The sequence below is a fragment of the Microbacterium sp. HA-8 genome, from assembly GCF_046111165.1.
In the GTDB taxonomy this organism is placed as follows: domain Bacteria; phylum Actinomycetota; class Actinomycetes; order Actinomycetales; family Microbacteriaceae; genus Microbacterium.
The window spans coordinates 2,215,472-2,242,423 of sequence record NZ_CP162025.1 but is presented as its reverse complement, the minus strand read 5'-3'; the positions used below and the strand labels follow the sequence as shown (position 1 = coordinate 2,242,423).

The 26,952-nt window shown below is 68.9% G+C and carries 32 protein-coding genes and 1 tRNA gene; 19 read left to right on the top strand and 14 right to left on the bottom strand.

Features of this window, described 5'->3' with window-relative positions:
* The first annotated feature begins 33 nt into the window (after window positions 1–33).
* From AB2L57_RS10700 to AB2L57_RS10620, 17 genes are all read left to right on the top strand, one after another.
* A complete protein-coding gene (locus AB2L57_RS10700; RefSeq protein ID WP_409047057.1) occupies window positions 34–1,371 on the top strand; it encodes a phage portal protein in 1,338 nt (445 codons plus the stop codon).
* A 15-nt stretch (window positions 1,372–1,386) separates the two neighbouring features.
* Window positions 1,387–1,995 (top strand): hypothetical protein, encoded by a 609-nt coding sequence (locus tag AB2L57_RS10695; protein WP_409047056.1) that lies wholly within the window; start codon window positions 1,387–1,389, stop codon window positions 1,993–1,995.
* 134 nt (window positions 1,996–2,129) lie between these two features.
* A complete protein-coding gene (locus AB2L57_RS10690) occupies window positions 2,130–2,666 on the top strand; it encodes a hypothetical protein (protein WP_409047055.1) in 537 nt (178 codons plus the stop codon).
* A gap of 47 nt (window positions 2,667–2,713) precedes the next feature.
* Complete coding sequence (locus AB2L57_RS10685; RefSeq protein ID WP_409047054.1) at window positions 2,714–3,565, top strand: hypothetical protein; 852 nt, start codon at window positions 2,714–2,716, stop codon at window positions 3,563–3,565.
* A gap of 75 nt (window positions 3,566–3,640) precedes the next feature.
* Complete coding sequence (locus tag AB2L57_RS10680; RefSeq protein WP_409047053.1) at window positions 3,641–4,000, top strand: hypothetical protein; 360 nt, start codon at window positions 3,641–3,643, stop codon at window positions 3,998–4,000.
* Complete coding sequence (locus tag AB2L57_RS10675) at window positions 4,000–4,332, top strand: hypothetical protein (RefSeq protein WP_409047052.1); 333 nt, start codon at window positions 4,000–4,002, stop codon at window positions 4,330–4,332. The genes AB2L57_RS10680 and AB2L57_RS10675 overlap by 1 nt, the downstream gene beginning before the upstream one ends.
* A gap of 134 nt (window positions 4,333–4,466) precedes the next feature.
* Complete coding sequence (locus AB2L57_RS10670; RefSeq protein WP_409047051.1) at window positions 4,467–4,778, top strand: hypothetical protein; 312 nt, start codon at window positions 4,467–4,469, stop codon at window positions 4,776–4,778.
* A complete protein-coding gene (locus AB2L57_RS10665; protein WP_409047050.1) occupies window positions 4,778–5,188 on the top strand; it encodes a hypothetical protein in 411 nt (136 codons plus the stop codon). Before AB2L57_RS10670 ends, AB2L57_RS10665 begins: the two co-directional genes overlap by 1 nt.
* Window positions 5,189–5,206: 18 nt before the next feature.
* Entirely contained in the window at window positions 5,207–5,800 is a 594-nt protein-coding gene (locus AB2L57_RS10660) for a hypothetical protein (protein ID WP_409047049.1), read from the top strand.
* 118 nt (window positions 5,801–5,918) lie between these two features.
* Window positions 5,919–6,242, top strand: coding sequence for a hypothetical protein (locus AB2L57_RS10655; protein ID WP_409047048.1), 324 nt, complete (start codon window positions 5,919–5,921; stop codon window positions 6,240–6,242).
* A 53-nt stretch (window positions 6,243–6,295) separates the two neighbouring features.
* Complete coding sequence (locus AB2L57_RS10650) at window positions 6,296–6,664, top strand: hypothetical protein (protein WP_409047047.1); 369 nt, start codon at window positions 6,296–6,298, stop codon at window positions 6,662–6,664.
* The gene (locus AB2L57_RS10645) at window positions 6,642–8,606 is read left to right on the top strand and encodes a phage tail tape measure protein (RefSeq protein WP_409047046.1); all 1,965 of its coding nucleotides are present in this window, start codon (window positions 6,642–6,644) and stop codon (window positions 8,604–8,606) included. Before AB2L57_RS10650 ends, AB2L57_RS10645 begins: the two co-directional genes overlap by 23 nt.
* 81 nt (window positions 8,607–8,687) lie before the next feature.
* Window positions 8,688–9,485, top strand: coding sequence for a hypothetical protein (locus tag AB2L57_RS10640; protein ID WP_409047045.1), 798 nt, complete (start codon window positions 8,688–8,690; stop codon window positions 9,483–9,485).
* An 8-nt stretch (window positions 9,486–9,493) separates the two neighbouring features.
* Window positions 9,494–11,749, top strand: coding sequence for a hypothetical protein (locus tag AB2L57_RS10635; RefSeq protein ID WP_409047044.1), 2,256 nt, complete (start codon window positions 9,494–9,496; stop codon window positions 11,747–11,749).
* 127 nt (window positions 11,750–11,876) lie between these two features.
* Window positions 11,877–12,305, top strand: a complete 429-nt coding sequence (locus AB2L57_RS10630) for a hypothetical protein (RefSeq protein ID WP_409047043.1) — start codon at window positions 11,877–11,879, stop codon at window positions 12,303–12,305.
* Between the two features lie 100 nt (window positions 12,306–12,405).
* Window positions 12,406–13,347, top strand: a complete 942-nt coding sequence (locus AB2L57_RS10625; protein WP_409047042.1) for a M23 family metallopeptidase — start codon at window positions 12,406–12,408, stop codon at window positions 13,345–13,347.
* Window positions 13,348–13,361: 14 nt separating this feature from the next.
* Window positions 13,362–13,670 (top strand): hypothetical protein, encoded by a 309-nt coding sequence (locus AB2L57_RS10620; protein ID WP_409047041.1) that lies wholly within the window; start codon window positions 13,362–13,364, stop codon window positions 13,668–13,670.
* A 198-nt stretch (window positions 13,671–13,868) separates the two neighbouring features.
* Here AB2L57_RS10620 and AB2L57_RS10615 read toward each other — a convergent pair whose 3' ends face one another.
* The 12 genes from AB2L57_RS10615 to rplU all read right to left on the bottom strand — a co-directional run bounded on the left by AB2L57_RS10615 (window position 13,869) and on the right by rplU (window position 22,458).
* Window positions 13,869–15,098 carry a tyrosine-type recombinase/integrase gene (locus AB2L57_RS10615; protein WP_409047040.1) on the bottom strand — a complete coding sequence of 410 codons (1,230 nt, stop codon included), beginning with the start codon at window positions 15,096–15,098 and terminating at the stop codon, window positions 13,869–13,871.
* Window positions 15,095–15,325, bottom strand: coding sequence for a helix-turn-helix transcriptional regulator (locus AB2L57_RS10610; protein ID WP_409047039.1), 231 nt, complete (start codon window positions 15,323–15,325; stop codon window positions 15,095–15,097). The genes AB2L57_RS10615 and AB2L57_RS10610 overlap by 4 nt, the downstream gene beginning before the upstream one ends.
* Before the next feature lie 244 nt (window positions 15,326–15,569).
* Window positions 15,570–15,642, bottom strand: a tRNA-Ala gene (locus AB2L57_RS10605).
* A gap of 93 nt (window positions 15,643–15,735) precedes the next feature.
* Window positions 15,736–16,119: a ribosome silencing factor gene (gene rsfS / locus AB2L57_RS10600; protein ID WP_409047038.1), complete on the bottom strand. Its 384-nt coding sequence runs from the start codon at window positions 16,117–16,119 to the stop codon at window positions 15,736–15,738.
* Window positions 16,119–17,279, bottom strand: a complete 1,161-nt coding sequence (locus AB2L57_RS10595; RefSeq protein WP_292815287.1) for a hypothetical protein — start codon at window positions 17,277–17,279, stop codon at window positions 16,119–16,121. The genes rsfS and AB2L57_RS10595 overlap by 1 nt, the downstream gene beginning before the upstream one ends.
* Window positions 17,276–17,875, bottom strand: a complete 600-nt coding sequence (gene nadD, locus AB2L57_RS10590) for a nicotinate-nucleotide adenylyltransferase (protein ID WP_292815290.1) — start codon at window positions 17,873–17,875, stop codon at window positions 17,276–17,278. Before nadD ends, AB2L57_RS10595 begins: the two co-directional genes overlap by 4 nt.
* 7 nt (window positions 17,876–17,882) lie before the next feature.
* Window positions 17,883–18,107 (bottom strand): hypothetical protein, encoded by a 225-nt coding sequence (locus tag AB2L57_RS10585; RefSeq protein ID WP_292815292.1) that lies wholly within the window; start codon window positions 18,105–18,107, stop codon window positions 17,883–17,885.
* Window positions 18,108–18,151: 44 nt separating this feature from the next.
* Entirely contained in the window at window positions 18,152–19,414 is a 1,263-nt protein-coding gene (locus tag AB2L57_RS10580; RefSeq protein WP_292815299.1) for a glutamate-5-semialdehyde dehydrogenase, read from the bottom strand.
* 40 nt (window positions 19,415–19,454) lie between these two features.
* Window positions 19,455–20,279 (bottom strand): glutamate 5-kinase, encoded by an 825-nt coding sequence (gene proB / locus AB2L57_RS10575; protein ID WP_292815302.1) that lies wholly within the window; start codon window positions 20,277–20,279, stop codon window positions 19,455–19,457.
* Entirely contained in the window at window positions 20,276–21,784 is a 1,509-nt protein-coding gene (gene obgE / locus AB2L57_RS10570) for a GTPase ObgE (protein WP_409047037.1), read from the bottom strand. Before obgE ends, proB begins: the two co-directional genes overlap by 4 nt.
* Before the next feature lie 90 nt (window positions 21,785–21,874).
* Entirely contained in the window at window positions 21,875–22,132 is a 258-nt protein-coding gene (gene rpmA, locus AB2L57_RS10565) for a 50S ribosomal protein L27 (RefSeq protein WP_409047036.1), read from the bottom strand.
* A gap of 17 nt (window positions 22,133–22,149) precedes the next feature.
* Window positions 22,150–22,458, bottom strand: a complete 309-nt coding sequence (gene rplU, locus AB2L57_RS10560) for a 50S ribosomal protein L21 (protein ID WP_409047035.1) — start codon at window positions 22,456–22,458, stop codon at window positions 22,150–22,152.
* A 281-nt stretch (window positions 22,459–22,739) separates the two neighbouring features.
* Between rplU and AB2L57_RS10555 the strand changes: the two genes are divergently transcribed.
* Entirely contained in the window at window positions 22,740–23,015 is a 276-nt protein-coding gene (locus tag AB2L57_RS10555; RefSeq protein ID WP_292815533.1) for a DUF4031 domain-containing protein, read from the top strand.
* 42 nt (window positions 23,016–23,057) lie between these two features.
* On the opposite strand, the gene AB2L57_RS10550 is transcribed toward AB2L57_RS10555, so the two are convergent.
* Window positions 23,058–25,604, bottom strand: a complete 2,547-nt coding sequence (locus tag AB2L57_RS10550; protein ID WP_292815536.1) for an Rne/Rng family ribonuclease — start codon at window positions 25,602–25,604, stop codon at window positions 23,058–23,060.
* A 305-nt stretch (window positions 25,605–25,909) separates the two neighbouring features.
* Between AB2L57_RS10550 and AB2L57_RS10545 the strand changes: the two genes are divergently transcribed.
* Window positions 25,910–26,515 carry a vitamin K epoxide reductase family protein gene (locus AB2L57_RS10545; protein WP_292815539.1) on the top strand — a complete coding sequence of 202 codons (606 nt, stop codon included), beginning with the start codon at window positions 25,910–25,912 and terminating at the stop codon, window positions 26,513–26,515.
* A gap of 19 nt (window positions 26,516–26,534) precedes the next feature.
* Here AB2L57_RS10545 and ndk read toward each other — a convergent pair whose 3' ends face one another.
* A complete protein-coding gene (gene ndk / locus AB2L57_RS10540) occupies window positions 26,535–26,951 on the bottom strand; it encodes a nucleoside-diphosphate kinase (protein WP_292815541.1) in 417 nt (138 codons plus the stop codon).
* Window position 26,952: the final 1 nt, after the last annotated feature.

Genomic DNA, 26,952 nt, shown 5'->3' with positions numbered 1-26,952 from the left:
GACTCGACGCCGTCTTCCCCGAAAGGAGCCCCCATGGGCTACTCCACGCCCGCCGAATGGCTCCCGTATCTCACCAAGGGTCTCGACGCTCAGGTCACCGAGAACTCGAAGCTCCGTGCGTTCGCCGCCGGCACGCAGCCCGGCCCCGAGATGAGCAAGAAGGCCCGCGCCTCGTGGATCCGATTCCAGAGGTTCGCGAGTGTCGTCTACGCCCGTCTCATCGCGGAGTCGCTGTCGTCCCGCATCACCCCAACCGCCGTCGTCATCGGCGCCGGGGACGCGGCCGACGCCGGCGCCAAGGCCAACGCGATCTGGCGGCGGTCCCGCCTGGACGTCGTGCTGGCCGACGCGGTTGAGGACACCCTCATCGTGGGCCGCGCGTTCCTGTGCGCCGCGGTGGACAGCTTCGGCCGCGCCATCGTCACCTTCGAGGATGCCGACCGCACATTCGCTGTCGCCGACCCGCTGGACCCGACGACGCTTCGCGCGGCGGTCAAGGTCTGGCGTGACGAGGTCACCGGCCGCGACTACGCCCGCGTGTGGACTCTCACCGGCCGGCAGGACTTCATCCGCACCTCCACCCGCGTGAACAGCAAGGCGCTCCGCACCACGAACAGCGGCGGTTGGGAGCCCCTGGCGGACGAGATCGTGTCCGACGGCGTGCCCCTCACGATGCTCGTCAACCGTGGTTCCGCCAGCGAGTTCGGTCACGTGCTGAACCTTCTGGACCGCATCTCGCTCGGCATCCTCAACCGCTTGGTCATCGTCGCCTACGAGGCGTTCAAGCTCCGCTACATCAAGGGCCTCGGGCTGGACCCGGACAACCCCGACGATGTCGCGAAGGCCGAAGCTCTCCTCGATGTGAGCCCCGGCTCCATCCTCGATCTCGGGGATGACGCTGAGCTGCACGAGATGTCGAGCACCGACTTCCGCCCCCTGCTGGAAGCAGTCAAGGACGACATCCGCGAGCTCGCCGCCATCACCTCCACACCGCTGTCCGCCCTCATCCCCGACGGTGCGAACCAGAGCGCGGAGGGGGCCTTGGCCGCCCGTGAGGCGCAGATCCTCAAGGCGCTGGACCGGCAGCGGCGCTTCGGTCCCGTCATCGAAGGGGTGCTGCTCAAGGCTCTCCGCATGGAGCTCGGCGCCACGTTCGACCAGGACGTCGAGGTCAGCTGGATGAACCCGGCCCTGTCCACCGCGAACGAACGCACGAACGCCGCCCTGCAAGCCAAGGCGGTCGGCGTGCCGTTCCTCACCCTCGCCACCGACTACCTCGGGCACACCCCCGAGCAGGCCAAGGCGATGCAGGAAGCCCGAGAGGACGAGTCGCTCATCGCCTCCCTCGCACCACTCACCCCCGCCGCGTGACCGTAGGAGGCCTCGATGTACGACCCGTCACTCGAGGCCTCCTACGATGACCTGCTCAACGCGAGCTGGTCTCGGGCAGGGTCCCTCATCGCGCAGCTGCTCGCGCAGGCCGGGCCCGAAGCCCTCGAAGGGGGTGCTCGCGCAGCGTTCGTGGCCCGCGCGCACACCCTGCTCCGACCCGTGGCCGGGGACACGGTCGCGAAGAGCCGCTCCCACGCCACCCGGCAGCTTGTGGCCATGGGTCTCCTTGCCCCCGGTACGCCCGATCTGGCTGCTCTCGCGCTCACCGAGCTTGACGTCCACTCGATGATGAACGCCGCGGTCCGGTACTACTACGCCACCGCGAACGTGAAGGACTACGGCAAGGCCGACGTCCAGCGCGACGCGTTCTCGTATGCCGTGCAGCTCATGGACAAAGGCGTCCGCACCTCCCTGAGCGACCGCCGCCTCGACGCCTCGTCCCGCACGTATGCCGCCGGCGGCGTGACCCTCTTCGAGCGTTACCTCGGCTCCGGCGACTCCTGCGACCGGTGCAAGGAAATCGCCGGCGCCATCGTCACCCGCAAGGACGTGAAGCCGATCCACGACGCCTGCAACTGCGGCGTCCGGCCCGTCAAGCGCTGACGCGCCCCTCACACTCCCGCCCGCACCCGACATGGGAGCGACGCGGTCCCGCGCCCTCCGGCGCACCTGCCACCCGGCAGACCCAACACGCCTACGCCGACATGGGGTGGGCCTCTCCTGACAAGGAAACACGCATGCCCGACTCCGTCACCCCCGTCGTCGAAACGCCCGCCGCACCCGAGGCTCCCGCAGCCCCGCCCGCGCCGGTCGCCGAGACGCCGGACTACGCCGCCCAGATCGCTGCTCTGGAAGCCGACCGCGACAAGTGGAAGGGCCTCTCGCGCAAGCACGAGGCCGCCGCGAAGACTCCCGGCACCACCGACGAGCAGCTCGCCGAGATCCGTGCCGAGCTCGCCGCGTCGAAGCTCGACGCCATCAAGGCGCGGATCGCCGGTACGAAGGGCGTCCCCGAGGCCATCCTCACCGGGACCGACGAGGAGTCGCTCACCGCGGCCGCCGACACCTTCCTCGCCGCCGTGGCAGCCGCCTCGGCAGCAGCGACCCCGCCCGCACCTCCCGCCAACGACGCGGTCGCGTCGGGAGCGAATGGCGCATCCGTTGCCGGGTCGGTCAAGCAGCTCACCCGCGTCGAGTTCGCGGCGCTCTCCCCCGCGGAGCGCATCGCGGCCAAGGAGGCCGGCCAGATCGCCGACCTGCTCGCCGGTCGCTGAGCAACGACCCCAACCACCACCCCTCCTAGACAAGGAATCCACCCAACATGTCCGTTGACAACTTCATCCCCGAGCTGACCGCAGCCGAGGTCCAGACCGAGTTCGCAGCCGACCTCGTCTTCATCAACTCGTTCACGGCGAAGCCCGCCGGCAGCGACACGATCCGCAGCGGCAACGCCGTCAAGATCATCAACGCTGCGCGCCCCACCGTCCAGGACTACAAGGCGCAGGGCCGCACGGTCACGCCCGAAGACCTCGAGGGAACCGATGTCACCGTCCTCATCGACCAGGAGAAGGCAACTTCCGTCTGGGTCGACGACGTGGACGCCGCGCAGGCAGCTGGCGACCTGTCGCAGTGGACCGACGAGATGGCTCCGGCCCTCGCCGAGGACTCGGAGGCGTACGCGCTCCTGTCCGCCGCCCGCGACGCCGTGCAGGGCTCGACCGACGCGCTCTCCACGGACGCGAAGTTCGACACCGCCTGCCTCGAGGCCGTCTCGCTCGCCAACGCCGCGAAGGTCCCGGTCTCCGGCCGCAAGATCTTCGTCCTCCCGGGCGCCGTGCCCCGCGCGCTGAGCTTCCTCGCGAAGTCGCCGTCGGGCCAGGCCGCCACCGGCGAGGAGCTGCGCGAGGGCAAGCTCGGCCGCATCTACGGCTTCGAGCTGCTCAGCTCGGCCGCGGTACCGGCGGAGCTGGCGACCACGGCGGGCATCATCGCCTACCACGAGAAGAGCGCGGCGTACGTCGGCCAGATCGACAAGACGCAGGCCGTGCGCCCGCACAACTCGTTCAAGGACGCCGTCTCGGCGCTCCTGGTCTACGGGTTCAAGGTCATCCGCCCGACAACCGTCTTCGCCATCGGCTTCACCAAGCCGGTCGACGGCGAGCCCAGCGCGTAAGCCCGCTTCGAGGGGCGCCCCACACCCGGGGCGCCCCTCACCCCCATCCCCTAACCACCTGCCGAGGAGGCACCCATGAACCCGCCCCTGTGCACCCCCGAGCAGGCCGCGTCCCTCGGCTACGAGGCCAGCGCACCCATGCTCGCCCGCGCCTCCGTCCGCATCCGCTCCTACGCCGGTGATGCCTTCATCGACGCCGTGTCCACCGAGGATTGGCTCATCGAGCTGACTGCCGGCGTCGCGCAGCGGCTTGCCGGTATCGAGGGGTCTGCGCTCGCGCAGGGCATCACCTCCGAAGGAGCAGGCGGCGAGACCGTCAGCTACGGCGCCGACGCGTGGGCAGGTGTCTCCGGCCTCACCCGCGGTGAAGAGCGAGTCATCGACGCGCAGAAGCGCCGCCGTCGCGGCATCCGCGTCATCCACCTGGTGGCCTGATGCGCAGCTTCTACCGCGACACCGCCACCCGGCTCCGGCCGGAGGTCGTGAGCAACGCCCACGGGCAGGCGCGCGACACCTGGACCGAATCCGCACTCACCGGCCTCCGCATCACCGCCGTCGCCGGCACCGAGCTCGACGGGCTCACGGAAGCCACCCACACGCTCCGTGGCGCCGTCACTCTCGACATCCGCGCCAGTGACCGTGTCCGCTGGACCGACGTCCGTGGCGTCGAGCACATCGCCGACGTGCACGGCATCCCCGTCGCACACCGCGGCATCTCCGGGGCCGTCGCCCACCTCGTCGTGCAGCTCGTCGAGGGGGACGTATGAGCGACCAGTCACCGCAATCCCTTGCTCGCAGTAAAGCAGCCGAGGATGCCGCCCAGCTCCGCCGTGAAGCGCCCGCGACGAAGGCACGGGCTCTCAAACGAGCCCGAGCCGGGAAGACACGACGAGGCGGTTCGATGACCGGCGGAGCCGCAGTCGGTGTAGCCGTGACGAAGGGCTCCTACCGCGCTCTACGGCACTCCGAAGGGGTGGCGTTGCTCCTGTGGCAGGCGGCGGAACGGATCGCTCAGCATGCGAACGAGCACATCGAAACGTCGAGCGTCGCCGAGCACCACTTCCTGGTGGACGGCGCGCGTGGACGTGAAGGCAATCGCAAAGCGTCCTACCGCACCACCGCCCGCACGTACACGAAAGCGGCCGTGTACCACCAGCACGACGACCACCTCCTCGAAGCGGCCATCGCCGCGCTGAAAGCGCAGGGCATCTGATGACCGACATCATTCTCTTCGACGACCCCGAGGCCCTCGTCGTCGCCTACCTGCGAGACGTGCTCCCCGGCTACGGCATCACCCTCCCCGTCGGCACCGCTGTCCCTCGCACGCCCGAAGGCAAGCCGGCGTCGCAGTACGTCCGTGTCCTGCTCACCGGCGGCAGCACCACGTCCCCGGTCACCGACGAGTCCCTCATCGTCATCGAGGTCCATTACGGCATCGACGACGACTCGACCGTCGCCTCCCGCGCCGCCTCTCTCATCCGAGGGCTCATGGCTGCCATGCCCCGTCACACCCCGGCCGTCCGCCAGGTGCGCGAGGTCGGCCGGCCCGTACCCCGCACTCACCCCGTCACCGGCGCGCCTTCCTACTCCCAGTCGCACGCCATCACCACCCGCGGCCTCTAACCGCAGAACGGAACACTCATGTCCAACGCACACGACATCCTCGTCGCCGGAACGGACGCCAGCGTCGCCGGCGGCTACTTCCAGGTCGGCGAGATCACCGCAACCGCCCCGACCGACGCCACGACCGCCCTCGGCACCGGCTACGTCAACGCGGGCCTCATCACCCCGGACGGCGTCACGCTCGCGGAGACGAAGTCCACCGAGCCGGTCAAGGACGCATCGGGCGCCATCGTCCGCGTCATTACGACCGAGTACGGCGTGCGCGTCACGCTCTCGCTGCTCGCCCCGACGCTCAAGTCCTTCCAGCTCATGCGCGGCGCGGAGAACGTGACCGTTTCGCCCGAGGGCGACATCGTCACCAAGTTCGCGAAGGCCGAGCTGCCCGTGCAGTCCTGGGCCGTGCACTTCGTGGACGCCGGCCGGAAGATCCGCCTCTACCTCCCCGAGGCGCAGATCGTCGAGACCAGCGACATCGCGTACAACGTCACCACGCCGACGAACTACGAGATCACCATCGAGTGCCGCCCCGACGCCGACGGCGGCTACGCGTACGAGTACCGCCAGGGCGTGCCCGGCGTGACCGTCATCGCCCCCGAGCCCGAAGAGGCCTGACCCCCTGACCCGCGGGGCCTCGGCTTTGCCGTGAGCCGGGGCTCCGCGCACCACCTCGCCTGCACCCCGCAGGCACCTCACGGCACCCATCATCACTCACGGCAAGGAGTACCACCCCATGGCTGACGCCACCACCATCGACCGCCTCCCGCAGGACAAACGCAGCAAGGACCAGGATCGTTTCACGTTCCGCACCGTCCGCGGCCGGATCATCGACATCCCCTCGCAGGGCTTCACGCCCCTGCCCGTCCTCATGGCGCTCCGCGCATTCGACGGGCTCGAAGGCGACGAGATCATCGACCACCTCCACCTGCTCTACGACCTCGCCGACGACGCCGAGGGTCGCAAGGGCCTCGAATCCCTCGGCATCGTCGAGCTGCAGCGCCTGCTCAAGCTGTGGCGCCGGCAGGGCGAGGCCGCGTCGGGAAAATCCAAGGCCTGATTGCGTGGCTAGTGGATGGCCCAGACCGTGAGGATGCGCTCCGCGCTGACCTCGTGGCCGCGGGCCTCCGCTTCGACCGCATCGGGCCTGAGCTCTCCTACGACGACGCCTACGCCTACCTCCGCCACCTCGCGTGGCTACCCACCTCCGCGGTCTACCGCGTCACCCACGGGCACTCGTGGGGCATGACCGAGTCCATGCTCGCGCACCTCTTCGACCGCCTCGGCTGGCTCGGTGAAGTCACCGCCAAGAGCAACGGCGCGAAGTGGCGCGGCGGACACGTTCAGCCCTTCCCCCGGCCCAAGCCCCTCCGCGGCGAAGGCCCCGACACCAACACCCGTGGTGAAGCACTCCCCCTCGAGGACGTCCTCGCGTGGATGACCGAAAGCGAGAACGACGATGGCCAAGAAGACTCGAACTGAAGGCTACGAGGTCGCAGCGGCATACATCTCGCTGTACGCCGACACCCAGGGCGTCTCCGAGGACATCAACAACGCCCTCGGGACCGCTGCGGAACCAGCCCAGAAGGCCGGCGAGGAGATCGGCGAAGGCCTTGCGAAAGGCTCGAAGGAGAAGACGAAGGGCCTCGGTCAGCGTCTTCTCGCCTGGGGCGGTTTCGCTGCCATCGGCAGCCTCGTCGGCGGTCTCTTCAAGGACGGCTGGGACACTGCCACCGCCCAACTCGATCTCGAACGCACCCTCTCCGCCAACCTCGGGGTCACCCCGCAGGTGGCCGCCGAGTACGCCGACGTCGCCGCTGACCTGTACGCGCAGGGCTGGGGCGAGTCCCTCGAAGAGGTCGGCGCCTCCGTCCAGTCGATGCTCTCCGAAGTCGGTCACCTCTCACGATCCGAGCTCGAAGAGCTTGCCCCGCTCCTCATGGGCATCGCGGAGCAAACCGGCGCCGACATGGCACGGCTGGCAGACGCGACGAACAAGCTCACGGTCACCGGTCTCGCCGGCAGCGTCACCGAAGCCGCCGACATCATCGCCAAGGCGTACCAGTCGTTCGGTGAGTCCAGCGGCGAGGACATCCTCGACACCATCACCGAGTACTCCGGCCAATTCCAGAAGCTCGGCATCGACGCTGAGACCGCCATGGGCATGGTCAAGCAGGCCATGGACGCCGGCGCGCGCAACACGGACTTCGTCGCCGACGCACTCAAGGAGTTCTCGATTCGGTCCGTGGACGGATCGAAGGCCTCCATCGCCGCCTACGAAGCCCTCGGGCTGTCAGGCGAAGAAATGACCCGGCGCCTCGCCGAAGGTGGACCGGACGCAGCACTCGGAATGCAGGAAGTATTCGACGCCATCAACGGAGTCGGAGACGCTGCGACCAGGGAGCAGATCGCCGTCGCCCTGTTCGGGACGAAAGCCGAAGATCTCGGCGCGGCGCTCGAATCCATGAACCCGCGCACCGCGGCCGAGGGTTTCGGAGAGTTCGCCGGAACGGCGCAGGAGATGGCCGACGCCTCCATGTCGCTCGACGACATGCTCGCTGGTCTCAGCCGTACCCTCTCCGGGGCCATCGCAGACACCCTCCGGCCGATCCTCCCGCAGCTTCGCGAGTTTCTCCAGATCGTGACCGGTGTCTTCGGCTGGCTGCGTGACAACCCCGTCGTCACGACGATCCTGCTCGCCATCGGTGCGGCCATCGCCGTCATGGCAGCCGCGCAGTGGGCGTTCAACATCGCCATGCTCGCCAACCCCATCGTGCTGTGGGTGACCGCCGCGCTCGTCGTCATCGGCCTGCTTGTCGCAGGCTTCGTCTGGCTCGTGCAGAACTGGGATGGCGTCGTCGCTGGCTTCCAGAACGGCGCGAACCAGATCCAGGCTGCGCTCCTCCCCGCTCTCGAGAACACCAAGTTCGGCCTCGACACCTTCATCGGTGCAGCGCAGAACGGCGCCTCCCAGATCGGCGGATGGTTCGGCGGCGTCTTCTCAAGCATCGGTGCCTGGGGCGCGGACACCTGGACTGGCCTCACCACTGGCATCCAGAACGCGCTGCAGTACATCGTCGAGCTCGCCATGTGGGCGAGCAACGAGGTGAACAAGGCCATGGGCGGTAAGGGCGGCCTCAAGGCCCCCAAGATCCCGGCGGCTGGCAAGATCCCCGGCATGAAAGACGGTGGCAAGGTCACCGGATCCGGCCTCTCCTGGGTCGGTGAGGAAGGCCCCGAGCTGATGCACTTCAGCCCCGGCGCCACCATCATCCCGAACGACGTGTCGATGGATCTCGCCAACGGCGCCGGCTCCGGCGGCCGTGGCACACAGGTCACCATCGTCAACCCTGTCGCCGAGAAGTCCTCTCAGTCCCTGTCGCGTTACCGCCGCGACATCGGCGCTGACATCGCCCTCGCGTGACACAAGCCCCGGGGGCGTGCCTTACCCGCACGTCCCCGGGCACCACCTTCTTCCCGTGCCTCGATGCAAGGACTCCGCACCATGTACACACTCAACGGCCTCCCGGCCCACAGCCCATCCTTGGGCTGGATCCTCACCTACGACACGACCTTCATCTACTCCACGACCATCACCCGCCCCGAGGTCCGCATCCCCGGCTTCGACGGTGCGGTCGAGATGGACGGCGTGGAAGACGTCCCGGGCGTCACGCTCGTCTGGTCGGTGCGGGAGTCCGAGCTGCCCGGGCTTCGCAACGTCCTCCGCTCGCCGACCCTCACGCTGGGCAAGGGCGCAGGTGAGGCCGAGGTGAACCTCCGCTCCTTCACCCCCGAGAAGATCGGCATCGGCAGCGACCCGGAGTACACCGTGACCGCCGAGCTCGTAATCCCCGGCGTCTGGACGCGCGGCGCTGAGGTCACTGCGACCACGCCGCTTGACCAGGACACACAGGTCATCGACGTTCTCACCGGCTCAGACGGCAAGGTGTCTGACGGCACCCTGCTCATCGACGGCCCCTTCGCGCCTGGCGTCGAGGTGCATGACATGGCCGGGCTCTCGTGGATCCGCTACACGAAGGGCCTCTGGGCGGGCGCGACTCTCCGCTACGACATGGCCACCGGGCGCGCGTGGGTGCACAACGCCTCCAACCCGTATGAGTCTCCGCTCTACGAGGCGACAGCCGACATCGAGACCGGCCCGGAGATCTACTACCTCCGCATCACACCCGTCATCGACGGTGCAGACCCCACGCTGGCGCAGCCGAAGCTCCGCGTCACCTCTACCGGCCGATCCGCCACATCCGCGCTGACTGTGCGCGCCCGCCCCGCCTACATCCTCTGAGGAGAGCCATGACCCTCGACGTCCGCGTCCGCCGCCTCTCTGGCACGTCCGCCTTCCGGCCCGAGCACCTGCGGTGCGACAGCATCGACTACAGCGCCGCGCTCAACGAGACGGCCGCCCTTCGGCTGCAGCTCTCCCAGGCCGAAGCGGTCAACGGCCAGGTGCACGACGGTGAGGAGCTCGCTCTCGAGATCTGGGACGGCAGCCGCTGGACCGAACCCGAAGCCGCACGCTTCTCTGTGCTCGGCCGCTCGCTCGACGAGCTGGACCCGACACGGGCCACCGCCACCGACGTCGTCGAGTACGTGTCCTTCCGCCTCGCCGGCGCCCTCCTCGCCACACAGGGCGGGGACCGCACGTACACCGACGTGACCCCGGGGTGGATGCTCGACGGCATCCTCGACGAGGCGCAGGCCCGCGGGGCAGCCGAAGGCGTCACCTGGACCTTCACCGCCACACACGACAGCACCGGCAAGCCCTGGGCGAGCACCCTCACCATGGACCTCCCCGCTGACCAGCCGGCCACCGAGACGCTTGCCGTCCTCGTCGCCGGCGGCTTCATCGACTGGACCACCCGCGGCCGCGAGCTCGTCGTCTACGCACGCGAGAGCGCCGGAGTGAAGCGCGGCTTCACCATCGGCAAGCGTGCCCTCGAACGGCCGGTGCGCACGTCGCTCGCCGGCGTCGCCACCGACGTGATCCTCCGCCTCGACTCCGGGCAGTCGATCCGCAAGTCCGGCAACGCCGGGCTGGGCCTGGGCGTCCTAGAACGCTCCATCAGCGCGTCCGGTGTCACCCACCAGGGCACCCTCGACCTCCTCGCAGCCGCAGAGCTCGCCGGTGCAGCACCGAAGACGGAGCTCACGGTCTCCGAGACCGCTGCGACCCTTGACCGAGTTCCGCTCGTGCACTACGACCTGGGCGACTGGGTGCTCGTGCGACGATCCGGGGCCATCGAAGAGGTGCGCGTTGCGTCCGTTCAGCTGCGGCGTGGGACCGACATGGTGCTCACCGTGGACATCGGACTCATGGATCGGCTGGCAGACACGGCATCGAAGTTGGCGAAGCGGGCCAAGTCGCTGGGCAACGTCGGCGGCAACGGGAAGTTCAAGAGTGGCGGGGGCGGAGGCGGGGCGAGTGCCCGCTACGGCACCGTGGACCCTACCTACCTCCGCGGCTCCGGCAACCCTGTGTACGTCGACTTCGGCGCTTCTTCGATGGAGGGTCCTTTCGACTTCCTCGCCTCCTACTCCCCTGCCGGCGGCGACCGCGTCATGGTCGTGGACTCCACCGTCGCCGGCCGCGTCACCGCAGAACCCGGCGAGGTCACCGGCTCCGTCGAGATCCTCGAACCCGGCCCCGGCTGGCGGAACTTCGACAGCGCTCGCTACGGCGACCTGCGCGTCACGAAGACGGCCAGCGACTGGGTAATCCTCTCGGGCATGCTCGAACGGGATCCCAATTACACGGGCGACGACGCACATGTCGTGGCGTATGTCCCCGGCGCTTACCGTCCTGACCGGCCCATGGTCTACATCCTCGCAGCCACCGAAGCAGGCGGAACTTCCCACTGGCCACTCACGATGGACCAGGAGAGTGGCGCGCTCAGCTTCGCCCCGTACTACGCCACCAATCCCGCCAGTATGCCGGCGACAGTGGCGATGGGCAGCGCGGTGTGGACCGTCGCCACCCATGACCTGTGGAACGTCAGCAACGTCACTACGGGTGGCGTTGACCGAGACGGGACCGTATTCCTTCTGGGCAACTCTCTGCGGCAAGACACCGTGACATTCCCGCAGGGACTTGGGCCGTCGCGCAATCACACCTACGCCGGACAGCGGAGCAGTTCTCTTCTCACAGCCACCGTGACACCGACATCCTCCTGGGCTGGAGGCACAGGCACGCAGCGGACCTACTACCGCGGCTATGCCATGTGGCCGAAGGTCGGTGAAGCAACATATGAGTTCCAGCAACTCACGCTCCGCAACGGGTACACGCACCACGCAACGGAGCCGCTCGAGTATACAAAGACACCGAGTGGAATCGTCATGCTGCGCGGGCTAAACGGCGGCGGTGGAATCACGAATCAGTCCATCGCTACCCTCCCTGCGGGGTTCCGGCCATCCTTCGAAGTTGTCACTCACAGCGGCCTTCGAATCATGCCGAGCGGTGCGATCCACGGGCTTTCGACGCTCGCGGGTCAAAGTACATCGAACGGGCAGGGCTACAGCACCATCGCCAGCGCATTCCTCGCCGGTCGGTAAGCCACACCCCATCCCGCCCCGGGCCGCTCACTCTGCGGCCCGGGGCGCACCAGTTTCACGCGCGCCCGCACCCCGGCTCGCGCTCATCGTCATGCCCGCGCAGTCTCCCCTTTTTTCCATCCATCACTTGCCACCCCTGGACCTGCCCATGCCCCACATCCTCACCACCATCGTCCTCACAGAGCTCCCCGGCGAGCTCATCACCACCGCCGGCATCGTCACTGCCGCCCTCCTCACCCTCATCGGTGTCGTCGTGGGGCATCTCGTCGCAGCACGCACCGCACGCAAGGCTCAGACCGCGACACGTGATGTCACCTCCGGCGAGCTCGCCCTAGAGATCGCGAAGGAAGCTCGCGCTGAGGTCGTGACGGTCAAGGCCGAGCTCGGCGCCGTCCGCAGCGAAAGCGATGCCCGCCACGCTCAGTACGGGCTCGCGCACCGCCACGGCTCCGAGCTGCACCACCTCTGGCCCATCGACGCCCTGCCCGAGCGACCCACCTGGCCGCCGGACCTCGCCCCACCGATCTGGCCCGTGCACACCGCGCCGCCGGCGTAAGCCTCGCAGCCCGCGCGACGCACCGTCACCCGCACCTCGGGTATGCGGTGTCTCGTCGCGTCCCGAAACCCCCACCCGCTCCTACAGAAGGAACACTGGCATGCCACGTCTGACCCGTCCCGCGCCCAAAGACCACCACTCCGGCTTCTCCCGCACGAACCCCCGTCACCTCGGCCTCGACTACGGCTGGGGCGCCGGGGACGCCGTGACCGCAGCCCTCTCCGGCACTGTCGTCTCCGTCTATGGCGGCGGCGGGTACAACGGCGGCTGGGGAAACTTCGCGCTCATCGACCACGGCGCCGGCGTCTACACCGGCTACGCCCACCTCGCCTCCGGCACCATCGCCGTCAAGGTCGGGCAGCACGTCGCAACCGGGCAGCGTCTCGGGACCATGGGCGCCACCGGGAAGGTGAGCGCCAAGCACCTTCACTTCGAGCTCCGGATCGGCGGCTCGGGAGAGAGCTTCCGCGTGGACCCTGCGCCGTACTTCACCCGCGATCTCCCAGGCCTCGGTGCACCCGCCGCAGCCCCGGCCTCGACCGGCCGCGCGGACCGTGTGGTGCGTCAGGGCGTCGGCTCCGGCGGCTACCTGAACGGCCGCACGCAGCCGAACACCGGCTCGAAGATCGCGCAGAAGCTGAGCGGCAACGTCACGGGCACGTTCGACGGGTTCATCCGCGGGCAGCAGGTCACCGTGGACGGCGTCACCTCGAATGTGTGGTATCGGGGCGCGTTCAACGGCAACTTCTTCGCCGCCGCGGGCTTCACGTCGCAGTCCACCGACGGGCTCGCTGACCTCGGCACCGCCGCAGCACCCGCACCCGCCCCGGCGCCGGCGCCCGCGGCCCGTCGCTACGTCCGCCTGGCGACCTCCTGGTTCGTCTTCCCCTCCGCTGCAGCCGCACGTGCAGCGAAGCGCGGTCACACCGGACCCACCGTCGCCCGCGGTGACCACCTCATCCTCGAAGGCTCCGGCCCCTACCGGATCGCCTCGGGGTGGATCGGTACCGGCCGCACCAACCCTCCCACCATCACCAAGTAGGAAGAAGTTATTCCATGTTGTCCAACACCCTCATCGGTCTCATCCGTACCTCCGTCCCCCTCGCCGTCGGCTGGCTCATGACACAGCTCGCCCTGCTCGGTGTGACGCTGCCCCCGGGTACCGAGCTCGAGCTCGCGTCCGCGGGCACCGCACTGGCCGCCGCTCTCTACTGGGCTACGGTCACCTGGCTCGCGAAGCGCTGGCCCTCCGCAGGCTGGCTCCTCGGCAACCCCTCGCAGCCGGTGTACACCCCGGCGCCCGCGGCGGTCGAGGTCACGGCTGACATGACGCGTGACCAGTACCGCGAAGCCTCAGGCCTGTAACGAACGAACGCCCCCGCCCTTGGAACCAAGGGCGGGGGCGATTTGTCGTGCCCAGCGATCACGGTGATCGGTGCATGGCACACGATCAGGCAGCCACCGCGAATGTAGGTAGTGCGGTCGGGCTGGCCGCATCGCTGACTGGCTGGGGAGCCCGTCGCAGAGGCCCCGGGATTGGGAAGTCCCGGGGCCTCATTTCATCTACTCGCTCTTCCTCACCACCGACCGCCGGCCGTACTTCTGCAGCGTCGCGCGCACGTCGGGCACCATCATCTGTGCTTTGGCGTAGTGCTTCTCGGTGATGGCGGACTGCTTGTTGCCGAGCACCTTCGCTGCCACGACGATGTCGTGCGAGGCACTCACTTCGGTAGCGACTCCGCGGCGCAGTGCGTGCATCGTCAAGTTCACGTCGATGTTCGGCTGGTCATCCTGGGTGAGCGCCCAGTCCCGCGCCTTCCACATCTGGAGGCGCACCTGGTGCTGCCCGACGGGGAGGCCGGTGGCCGTCTCGAAGACGTGAGCGTGCTGGCCAAGGGATTCGACCTTCCGCCGGCGGAGCATGTCGACGGCGTAGTCCGGGATAGGGATGCCGCGCTCGGAGTCCTCCGTCTTCGGGTAGGGCTGGCGGTGCTTCTTCACCCTGTGACCTTCGACGACGGTGCCCCGCACGTAGACGACGGGCACTTCCCCATCCAGGTCCACATCCTCAGCCCACCGGAGTGCGAGCGCCTCACCGATACGCATGCCGGTGCCAGCGATGATGTCGGCGACGTCGAGCAGGAGCGGGGTCGGCTTCGGGCCACGACGGTTCGGCCGGGTCGCGTACGCGTGCGCCACCTGCTGGAGCACCTCGACCTCGACGTCCGTGGCCGCATGCTGCTTGACCACCTTCGGCCGCTTGAACTTGAGACCGACGCACGGGTTCGAGTTCATCAGGTCCAGCTCGTACGCGTAGGCGGTGAGCTTCTGGATGACCGTGGCCCACTGGCGCGCACGCCCGGGCTTCTTGTGTGTCACGAGGATGGCGCGGTGCTCGGCGGTGATGACGGACGGGCGGAGTCCCCGGAGGGTGGTCTTGCCGAACGGCTTCTCGATGATGTACTTGCGCACGACCGACGCTTCGTCGTTGAGGTACTGGGGCGTGTTGCCCCCGTTGCGTTCATCCTGGATGGCGAGGTATGCCTCGGCGAGTTCGGCGACCGTGCTGTCCCGGGTGAGGGCGAGGCCGGCATCCAGCTCGAAGTCCGCTATGCGTTCGCGTGCGGCTTCCATCACTGCGCGACGGGCCGCTTGCTTGTTCGAGCCCTTGCGGGCGATGCGGCCTTCGGTGCCGTCCTGTCGGCGGTAGCGCACACGGGCGAGGAACCCGTCCGGCTTCTCGATGAACGCAACGTTGCCGATGTCTCCGGGACCGAGGCCGGCGCGGGTCATGCTGCCACCTCAATGCCGGCGTAGGCGAGCACGTCGGAGCGGCGGTACACGCGGCGGCCGCCGAGCTTGACCGGTTCGGGTCCACGCTGCAGCGTTTCCCAGTCGCATAGCCAGTTTCGGAGCGTCTTCGGCGCGAGGCGGAGGACGGCGGCCGCTTCGGCGGTGGTCAGCAGCAGCGGGAGGGTGGCGGCGTCGGTGGGCGGGAGCAGAGCGAGTGTCTGTGTCATGAGGTGTACATGCGCGGTGTGAGTATCCCGCGATGACACATCGGAGCAGTAGTGATCCCTGGCCGGCCGTTTTTGGAGTAGTCGCTCCCGGCGCACCCCGGGCGTGTCGAAGCACGCCGAGGCCCGGAGGCCGGTGACCTGAAAACGTAATGCGGTCACCAAATGGCCGATAGTGACCGGATAACGCTGCCGGAGGCGTGCCCTGGGAACACGAAAACCCCCGCCGGAGCGGGGGTTTTCAATGTGGACCTGGCGAGACTCGAACTCGCGACCCCCTGCATGCCATGCAGGTGCGCTACCAGCTGCGCCACAGGCCCTTGCATCACCGCGAATTTCTCGGGGCAACTCGAAAAGATTACTACATTCCGCGGGCGCACTCGAATCGTGAGCACACCCCGGGCGCGCCGGACTCAGACCCGGTCGGTACGCGCCGGCGTGGGAATCTCGACCGGGATCACGGGGCAGTCCTTCCACAGGCGCTCGAGCCCGTAGTAGACCCGTTCCTGCTCGTGGAAGACGTGCACGACGAGGTCGCCGAAGTCCATGAGCACCCATCGGCCCTCCTCGCGTCCCTCACGCCGCAGTCGCTTGACGCCGGCCTCGAGAAGCTTCTCCTCGACCTCGTCGGAGATCGCGCCCACGTTGCGCTCGTTGCGCCCCGTCACGAGAAGGAAGGCGTCGACGAGCGGCAGCGGACCCGAGACGTCGAGGGCGACGAGGTCTTCACCGCCCTTGGCGTCGGCCGCGGCGGCGGCGATCTGCACGAGTCGTCGTGCGTCGTCCGTTGCGGTCATCAGAAAGCCCCGTTCACGACGGCGATGATGAGCACACCCACGAGCGCCAGTGCCAGCACACCCGCCGTGATGGCGAGCGTGAACAGCAGTCTGCTGCCCTTCTCGGGTGCGGGAGGTCGGATGATCTCACCCGTGCCGCGCACGGTGCTGATCGCGGCACTGGCCGCGATGGGCGTGGGAGAGGATGCCGGCGGCAGCTCGCCGTCGATGAGCACAGCGTCGACATCCTTTCCGTCGGTGGAACTCGGCACGCTTCCGCGCGAGCCGAGCCCCTCGGGCAAGTGGTAGGAGCCGGTGATGATGACTTCGCCGGTGGCGTTGACGGGGCCCGACAGCGGCGGCGCGGACGGCGTCTGCGAGAGGATCAGCGCGCTCGGTGTCGCGAGCGTTCCCGTCGAGGTACCGCCCCGGGCGATGAGCTCGTCGAACGAGGGCGGCAGGGTGGCGGCGACCTCGTCGCCACTGAGCAGCTCGGCTCCGAACTGAGGACTCACCGTCGCCGCGGACACCGGTACGGGCTCGGGCAGCACCTCTGCGGCAGGCTCGGAGGGCGATTCGTCATCGGTGAGATCGACCTCGGATGGCTGATCGTCTGCGGCATCCGTGGGTTCGTCGTCGTGGGCCGGCACCGCATCGGCACCGTCTGCACCATCCGCGTCGGCATCATCACGATCGGTCTGGTCGCCCCGCTCAGGATCGTCGGCCGCCTCAGCCATGTCGTCCGGCGCGTCCGTCGCATCCTCCGCGTCGGGGCTGGCTGTCTCCAGGAAAGGAGACTCCTCCGCGTCACGCGACTGCTCGTCGGACGTCTGATCCTCGTCACGCGACTGCTCGTCGGGCGTCTGATCCTCGTCGGGCGTCTGATCCGCCCGGTGCTCGGCCGCGACGTCGGGCGTGATCACAGGAACCGAGGCGGTGCGAATGCGCTCCTGCTCCCGCGCCTGCCTGCGGGTCAGCGGAGCGACGCCCAGGTCGACCTGCGCGTCGGGTGTGGGCAGGGGGGCGACCACGGCAGGCACGGCTGCACGCGGCAGCGGTGCCGCCGGAGCGGGTCCACTCTGCTCGGGCTCATCGCTCGTATCGGTCTGCACGGGCACGGAGCCGGTGCGACCGAGCTCGCGCATCTGCTTGCGGGTCAGCGGCTGATCGGGTGTGCTCATTCGGTGCTCCGATAGAGGTGATGCTTGTTGATGTACTGGACAACGCCATCCGGCACGAGGTACCAGACCGGATGACCGCGGGCTACGCGCGAGCGGCAGTCGGTCGAAGAGATCGCGAGGGCGGGAACCTCGAGCTGGCTGACGACGTCATCGGGGAGCCCCCGAGTGTCGAGCACGTGCCCCGGCCGGCTCACCGCGACGAAGCGCGCGAGGTCCCACAGGCCATCATGGTCCCTCCAACTGAGAATCTGCGCCACGGCATCCGCCCCGGTGATGAAGTAGAGCTCCACCTCCGGCCGCTGAGCGCGCAGATCCCGCAGCGTATCGACCGTATAGGTCTGTCCGCCTCGGTCGATGTCGACCCGGCTGACGGTGAAACGAGGGTTGGATGCTGTCGCGATGACGGTCATCAGGTACCGGTGCTCGCTGTCGGTCACATTCGACTTCTGCCACGGCATTCCTGTGGGAACGAAGACCACCTCGTCGAGGTCGAGATGCTGTGCCACCTCGCTGGCGGCGACCAGGTGACCGTGGTGGATCGGATCGAACGTCCCGCCCATCACCCCGATGCGAGGTCGATCTCCAGCCACCGACATACGCGACCTAGTGGCCGTGCCCCGCCTTGTGCTCGAGATCGGTGCCCTGCGCGTGGGCATAGGCTTCGGCCTTGCCCGCGTGCCGGTTGGCCACGTCGCGGTACGAGAACGTCACGACGGCGAGGGCGATGAAGACCACGAAGGCGATGATCCCGGCGATGACCGTTTCGGCCATCACATTGCCGTGGTGCGCCTCTTCGGCGGCCGCCAGGAGTGTCGTGGCGAAGTGCATCGGGGCTCCGTTCTCAGGGGGACGTGCGGGACCAGTCTAGGCAACTATCGTCGGGTCTGCCCGGCGCCGCGCGCGAGCCACTTCGTGCTCGTGAGCTCGGCCAGACCCATGGGACCGCGGGCGTGCAGCTTCTGCGTCGAGATGCCCACCTCCGCGCCGAAGCCGAACTCGCCGCCGTCGGTGAAGCGCGTCGAGGTGTTGGCCATCACGACGGCCGAATCCACTTCCGCGAGGAATCGCTCGATGTGGGCATCGTCGGTCGAGATGATCGACTCCGTGTGGCCCGTCGAGTACGTCCGGATGTGCTCGAGCGCGTCGTCGAGATCGTCGACGATCCGCACCGCCACGTCGAGGCTGAGGTATTCGGTCGACCAATCGGCCTCGGTGGCGGGCACGGCGCCGGGGACGAGCCGAGCGACCTCGTCATCGCCGTGCACGGTGACGCCCCTTGCGGCGAGAGCCTCGGCGAGCGGCGGCAGCAGCCGCGCGGCGCCCTCACGCACCACGAGGACCGTCTCGACCGCGTTGCAGACGCTCGGCCGCTGCACCTTGGCGTTGACGACGATGTCGCGGGCCCAGTCGAGGGGCGCGGAGTCGTCGAGGACGATGTGCACGACGCCGGCACCCGTCTCGATCACCGGCACGGTCGACTCGGTGACGACGGTCTCGATCAGCTGGGCGCTGCCTCGCGGGACGAGGACATCGATCAGTCCGCGCGCCTGCATGAGCTCGCGCGCACCGTCGCGACCGAACTCGTCGACGGTCTGGATCGCCTCCGGATCGATGCCGAGGCTCTCGAGCGCGGAGCGCATCGCGGCGATGAGGGCGGCGTTGGTGCGCTCCGCCGCCGATCCCCCGCGCAGGACCACGGCGTTGCCTGAGCGCAGGGCGAGGGAGGTGATGTCGACGGTGACGTTCGGGCGCGCCTCGTAGATCGATCCGACGACGCCGAAGGGCACCGAGACCTTCTGCAGCGTCGCCCCACCGGGAAGCGTGCGCTCATCGAGGACACGGCCCACGGGGTCGTCGAGTCCGGCGATCTGGCGCACGGCCTCGGCGAGGGCGGCGACGCGCGGAGCGTCCAGGCGCAATCGATCCAGAAGGGCGGCGGTCAGTCCGTTCGCGGCGCCACGCTCGAGATCTTCGGCGTTCGCTGCGACGATCTCCGGGGTCGCTGCGGCGATCGCATCCGCGATCGCGTGCAGCGCACGCGCCTTCTCTGCATCTGTGAGCAGCGCGATCTGGCGCGAGGCGCGCTTGGCCTGCAGCATCCGGTCCCGCGCCGACACGATGGTCGTTTCGGTCATCCCTCCAGCCTACCGACGAGGGGGCCGGGCGCGGGAGCGCTCAGCTCGTGTGGACGGGACCCGTCATGAGGGGGCCGGCTGTGCGCGGTCCCGGCTCGAACCACGTGCCCACGTCCGCGCCGTCCAGCGCCGGGCTGACGAGGACCGTGCTCGTGACGAGCACTCCCACGCCCGCCTGCGATGCGAGGCGCGCGGCGGACGCCTTCGTGGCGGCGCCTCCGGTACCCACGGAGTTGACCACTCCCGAGCCGAACTCGTAGTCGCTGAGATCGTCGCCGAACGACACATGGTCGATGGGACGCGCTCCGGGCTCGTCCGGAGGGCGGGTGTACAGGCACTCGATGTCGCTCAGCAGCACCAGCGCATCCGCTCCGATGAGCTGGGCCACGAGAGCCGCCAGCCGGTCGTTGTCGCCGAAGCGGATCTCGTGGGTGGCCACCGTGTCGTTCTCGTTCACGATCGGCAGGATGCGAAGCCCCAGCAGCCGCTCCATCGCCCGTCGGGCATTGGAGCGCGGCGTCGCATTCTCGAGGTCGCCCGCGGTGAGCAGCACCTGGCCGGCGACGATGCCGTAGGGACGCAGGTTGTCCTGGTAGCGATAGATGAGGACGTTCTGACCGACCGCGGCCGCGGCCTGCTGCGTCGCGAGATCGGTCGGCCGCTCATCGAGCGAGAGGTACGGCATGCCGGTGGCGATCGCTCCCGACGAGACGAGGACGAGCTCCGTGCCCCGCGCGTGCACCGCCGCGAGAGCATCCACGAGCCCCTCGAGTTTGCCGGCGTTCTCACCGCTGATCGATGACGAGCCCACCTTCACGACGATCCGACGGGCACCGGGGATGTCGGCGCGCGCGCGTGCGCTCACGCGTCGTCCTCGTCGTGATCTGCCGGCCGCGCGAGCCGCTGCTGTTCCAGCTCGGCACGGGCTTCGGCTTTCGCGTCCATGCGCGCGTGGTACCGCTCGCGCCGTTCGGACGTCGTGCGCCGATTGCCCTCGAGCAGGCGGGGATCGGTGCCGCGCGGAGCGGTCATCAGCTCCGCGGCCGAGGAGAGGGAGGGCTGCCAGTCGAAGACGACACCGTCACCCTCGCCGATGACGACTGTGGAGCCCGCCACGGCGCCGGCGCGGTAGAGCTCGTCCTCGACGCCCAGTCGCTCGAGACGGTCGGCGAGGTACCCCACGGCTTCCTCGTTCTGGAAGTCCGTCTGCTGCACCCACCGCACCGGCTTCTCGCCGAGCACCCGGTAGATGTTGCCGTACGTGCCGCCGTCGACACGCACGACGAAGTCCTTCTCCGACCCGCGCGGCCGGATCACGATGCGCTCGGGCACGGGCTCCGCCGCCTTCGCGGCGCGGTGCTCGGCGACGATGTCGCCGAGCGCGAAGGTCAGGGCGCGCAGACCGTCGCGGCTCACCGTCGAGATCTCGAACACGCGGAATCCTCGGGCCTCGAGGTCGGGCCGCACGAGCTCCGCGAGCTCGCGGGCCTCGGGGACGTCGAGCTTGTTCAGAGCGATCACCTGCGGGCGATCGATCAGCGGCACCTGCCCCTCGGGCACGGGGTAGGCCTCGAGCTCGGCGAGGATGACCTCGAGATCCGAGATCGGGTCGCGTCCCGGGTCGAGCGTCGCACAGTCGAGCACGTGCACGAGGGCCGTGCACCGCTCGACATGGCGCAGGAACTCCAGCCCGAGCCCGCGACCGTCGCTCGCGCCCTCGATGAGCCCCGGCACATCGGCGACCGTGTAGCGGTTGTCGCCGGCCTGCACGACGCCGAGGTTGGGGTGCAGGGTCGTGAACGGATAATCGGCGATCTTGGGCCGCGCCGCGGAGATGGCCGCGATCAGGCTCGACTTTCCGGCCGAGGGATAGCCCACGAGGGCCACGTCGGCGACCGTCTTCAGTTCGAGGAGGACATCGCCCTCCCATCCGGGCGTGCCGAGGAGGGCGAAGCCGGGCGCCTTGCGCTTGGGGTTGGCCAGCGTCGCGTTGCCGAGACCGCCGATGCCGCCGGGGGCCGCGATGAAACGCATGCCCGGCTCGATCATGTCGACGAGCACCTCGCCCGAGGGGTCTTTGACCACCGTGCCGACCGGCACGGGCAGTTCGACGGCTTCCCCCGCCGCCCCCTGGCGGTGATCCCCCATGCCGAATCCGCCGTTCCCGCCGGAGCGGTGCGGCGAGTGGTGGTACGACAGGAGCGTCGTCACCTGCGGGTCGGCGACGAGGACGACGTCGCCGCCGTGTCCGCCGTTGCCCCCGTCGGGGCCGGCGAGCGGCTTGAACTTCTCGCGCTTGACCGAGACGCAGCCGTTGCCGCCCTTTCCGGCACGCAGATGCAACGTCACACGGTCGACGAATGTGACCACGTCGCACCTCCTTGAAGAAAAAGAAGGGGGCGAGCCGAAGCCCGCCCCCTCACAGAAATCGCGTCTGTCGCGCCTGGAGTGTCGCTTCGACTACTCGGCGGCCGCGACGATGTTGACGACCTTGCGGCCGCCCTTGTTGCCGAACTCGACGGCACCCGCCGAGAGGGCGAACAGCGTGTCGTCGCCACCGCGGCCGACGTTCACGCCGGGGTGGAAGTGGGTGCCGCGCTGCCGGACGATGATCTCGCCGGCGCCGACGACCTGACCGCCGAAGCGCTTCACGCCGAGTCGCTGTGCGTTGGAGTCACGACCGTTGCGGGTGGAGCTTGCGCCCTTTTTATGTGCCATCTCGAGTCTCCCTCGGCTTACTTGATGCCGGTGACTTTGACGCGCGTGAGGTCCTGACGGTGCCCCTGGCGCTTCTTGTAACCGGTCTTGTTCTTGAACTTCTGGATGATGATCTTGGGTCCGCGCAGCTCGCCGAGCACCTCGGCGGTGACGGTGACCTTCGCGAGCGTGTCGGCGTCGGTGGTGACGGTGTCGCCGTCGACCAGCAGCACCGCGGGAAGCTCGATCTTCTCGCCCTGCTTCGCCTTCTGGCGGTCGAGGACGACGATGGTGCCGACCTCCACCTTCTCCTGGCGGCCGCCGGCGCGCACTACTGCGTAAACCACTTCACACCTGTTTTTCTCTGGGGAGCCCGGGCGGGCGCCTTCTGTCTGGAGAGCTGTTCGGCTCCGTTATGTGGAGAGCCGTACGACTCGGGATGTTCACGGGAAGCCGCGGCTTCGTCGAGCGTGGTGCGGAAGCTAGGCTCTTGTCGCGCCGCGCACACGAGGTGGCGGCACGTGACGCACCAAGGGTCGAGTCTACCCGATGCTCACCCCGGTGGCAAAAGCGGCCCCCGGGTGTCCTGCACGGGATGCTGCAGGCACAGGCCGCTTAGAGTGACGCCATGGCGATCCTGATCGACACCGCACGCTGGCCCGCCCACGGCCGCCTCTGGGCGCACCTGATCAGCGACGCGACCCTCGACGAGCTCCACGCCTTCGCCGCAGCGCACGGCATCCCCCGTCGAGGATTCGATCTCGACCACTACGACGTCCCCGAAGACGCCGTCCCCCGCCTCATCGCGGGCGGGGCACGGCACGTCTCGAGTCGGGAGATCGTCTACGCGCTGCGCGACTCGGGTCTACGGGTCACCGCGCGCGAGCGTCGCTCCCAGGCCTGAGCACCCGGCGCCTGAGCGCAGGATGATGTCAGCGGATGCTGCTCACTCGTCCGCACCGGGCATCGTGACCGGGGTGCCCGTGAGCACACCCGTCGACACCCGCCGGCGGGCACGCCCCTGGCCCGGCGCCTTCGGCTCGGGCAGTGCCTGCAGCACCGACTCGAGAAGCTGCTGCTTCTCCGTCCGCGGCGCGCCCTGACGCTCCGCGGCATCGGAGCCGGAGCGATCGGATCGCTCGCCACCGGGCCGATCGCCGCGCTCGCCGCCGCCCCGCTCGCCGCGCTCGGAACGCTCGCCGCGCTTGCGGCGCTTCTTGGGCCGATCCCCCTCCGGCGATCCGCCGGGACCCTCCGGAAGCACGATCGTGATGGCATCGGCCGTGACGGTGGCCGATGCGGCTTCGGCGGCAGCATCCGCTTCGGGTCCGTGGCCGAGCGTGGACGCGGCGATCTGCGCGAGCGCGGACTTGACGCCCTCGGTGATGACGTGGGTGCCCGACGTGGCCGGAGCCGCCGACGAGGGCTGGGCCCCGCCGCGAGAGCGACGGTTGGAGCCGGTTCCGCCTGAGGGCTGCGCCGACCGGTGCTTGACGACGGGATCGTGATGCACGATGACGCCGCGCCCCGCGCAGACCTCGCAGGCCTCGCTGAAGGTCTCGAGCAGACCGAGGCCCAGCTTCTTGCGGGTCATCTGCACCAGGCCGAGCGAGGTGACCTCCGCCACCTGGTGCTTGGTCCGGTCACGGCTCAGACATTCGATGAGCCGGCGCAGCACGAGATCGCGGTTGGATTCCAGCACCATGTCGATGAAGTCCACGACGATGATGCCGCCGATGTCGCGAAGGCGCAGCTGACGGACGATCTCTTCGGCCGCCTCGAGGTTGTTCTTGGTGACGGTCTCCTCGAGGTTTCCCCCGGACCCCACGAACTTGCCGGTGTTGACATCCACGACCGTCATCGCCTCGGTGCGGTCGATCACGAGCGAGCCGCCCGAGGGCAGCCACACCTTGCGGTCCAGGGCCTTCTCGATCTGCTCGGTGATGCGGAACTCATCGAACGGGTCGTGGTCGCCGGAGAAGGCCTCGATCCGCTCGAGCAGGTCGGGCGCGACGGATTCGAGGTACGCCTCGATGGTGCGGTGAGCCTCCTCGCCCTGGATCAGCATCCGCGAGAAGTCCTCATTGAAGACGTCGCGCACGATCTTGACGAGCAGGTCGGGCTCGGAGTGCAGCAGTGCGGGTGCCTGCACGTGATCCACCTGGGCACTCACGTGCTCCCACTGCGTCATGAGTCGACCGACATCGCGGGTGAGCTGATCCTCGGTCGCCCCCTCGGCGGCCGTGCGCACGATCACTCCCGATGACTCCGGGAGCACCTCCTTGAGGATGCGCTTCAGGCGCGCGCGCTCGGTGTCGGGGAGCTTGCGCGAGATGCCGTTCATCGCGCCGCCCGGCACGTACACGAGGTAGCGGCCCGGGAGCGAGATCTGGCTGGTCAGGCGCGCTCCCTTGTGGCCCACCGGGTCCTTCGTGACCTGCACGAGGACCTTGTCGCCGGACTTGAGCGCCAGCTCGATGCGCCGGGGCTGGTTGCCGGTCTCGACCGAATCCCAATCCACCTCGCCCGAGTACAGCACCGCGTTGCGACCGCGGCCGATGTCGACGAAGGCCGCCTCCATGCTCGGAAGCACGTTCTGCACGCGGCCGACGTACACATTGCCGATCAGAGAGGCGTCCTGGTTGCGCGCGACGTAGTGCTCGACGAGCACGTTGTCCTCGAGCACGGCGATCTGGATGCGCCCGTTCTTCGAGCGCACGACCATGACACGATCGACGGCCTCGCGGCGTGCGAGGAACTCGGCCTCGGTGACCACGGCGCGGCGGCGACCGGCTTCGCGACCGTCCCGACGTCGCTGCTTCTTGGCCTCGAGCCTCGTCGAGCCTTTGATGCGCTGCGGCTCGGTGATCATCTCGACCGCGCGCGGCTGCCGCACCTTGACGACGGTGCCCGGGTCGGTCTCGCTCGGTGCATCCTCGCCCGCTCGGCGGCGGTTGCGACGACGGGAGGATCCCTGGCCGCCACCCTGCGGCGATGCGTCGGCGGCGGGCTCTTCCGGCAGGGCGGGCAGCGCAACGATCTCGGGCGCGTAGAAGTGCAGCTGCGTCGACACCTGCGAGACGAAGGTCTCGGGCAGCAGCCCGAGCGCCGCGGCGGTCAGGGGGCCGGGCTCAGGGTCGGGCTCTTGGGACGCGGCCTCCGATTCGGGATCGGCTGCCGCAGACACGGCATAGGTCGACGCCGGCTCCGCCTCGGGCTGGGCCGGCTGCTCGGTCGCGGTCGACTCCGCCTGCTCGGGCTGGGCCGGCTGCTCGGGCTGGGCCGGCTGCTCGGGCTGGGCCGGCTGCTCGGGCTCCGCCGCATCCTGCTCAGGCTGCTCGGGAGCAGCGGGCTCGGGCTGCGCCGCGGCCGGGTTCTGCTCTGGCGCGGCGGGCTCAGCCGCATCCGCGGCGACAGGGACGGCGCCCTGCTCTAGCGGCGCATCCGGGGTGTTCTGGTCGTTGCGGTCGAGGTCACTGTTCTCATCAGCCATTGCTGGCGCACTCCCTGCGGGCGACAGCCGCGCGTCGCCCGGCGAAATCTCGTGCGGCTCCGCACCTGCGGTGCCGCGAACTCACTCGGTCTGCAGCAGGCCCGTGGCTCGTGCTGCGAAGGGCAGTCATCGCCCGAAGTCTTCGTCGATGCGGATCGCGGCGCGGCCGCGGGTGCATCGATGAGTCATTATCGCATCATTCGACGCGAATCGTCGTCGCGACGCCGCCGGCGCGGCCCCGGCACCGGATTCTCACGGTTGCCGCGGGCAGGTTGCACGCACCGCCGGGTGCCATAATCCCACTCATGCCGCACGCCGCTCAGACGCACACCCGCCCCACGACGCTCGCGGTATGGCTCATGATCGCGGGTGTCATCGGCTGGTATGCGGCCTTCGCGCTCACGCTCGAACGCTTCGAGCTGCTGGCGGATCCCGACGCGATCCTGTCCTGCGATTTCAGCGTGCTCGTCCAGTGCCGCGCCAACCTCGAGTCGTGGCAGGGCAGTGTCCTGGGTTTCCCCAACCCCGTTCTCGGCCTGACGGGGTGGGTCGCGCCGCTCGTCGTCGGCGCCGCACTCCTTGCCCGGGCGCGCTTCGCCCGGTGGTTCTGGTGGCTGTTCGAGCTCGGCATGACGCTCGCCATGGCGTTCGTCATCTGGCTGATCTTCCAGAGCATCTTCGTGCTCGGCACCCTGTGCCCGTGGTGCATGGTGACGTGGGCCGTCACTCTTCCCACGTATTACGCCGTGACGCTGCACGTGCTGCGCTCCGGCATCCTGCCCGCCCCCGCGTCGGTGCGCCGATCCGCGCAGACGCTGATGGGCTGGATCCTGCTGCTCACCGTGGGCAGCTACGCGATCATCGCCGTGATCGCGCAGCTGCGCCTCGATGTGCTGGGCAGCCTGTTCTGACGGAGGCCGCGCTCCTCGCTCAGCCGAACCAGATCTGCAGCTCGCGCTCGGCGGACTCGGTGCTGTCGGAGCCGTGCACGAGGTTCTGCTGCACCTTGAGGCCCCAATCGCGGCCGAAGTCGCCGCGGATGGTCCCGGGGGCCGCGGTCGTGGGATCGGTCGTGCCCGCGAGCGATCGGAAGCCCTCGATGACACGGTTGCCCGCGAGACGAATGGCGACGGAGGGGCCCGACATCATGAACTCGAGCAGCGGCTCGTAGAAGGGCTTGCCCTCGTGCTCCGCGTAGTGGCGTTCGAGACGCTCACGATCGGGTTCGACGAGCGCGAGGTCGACGAGCGCGTAACCCTTGCGCTCGATGCGCGCGAGGATCTCGCCGGTCAGGCCGCGGGCGACCCCGTCCGGTTTGACGAGCACGAGAGTCTCTTCGGTGGCCATG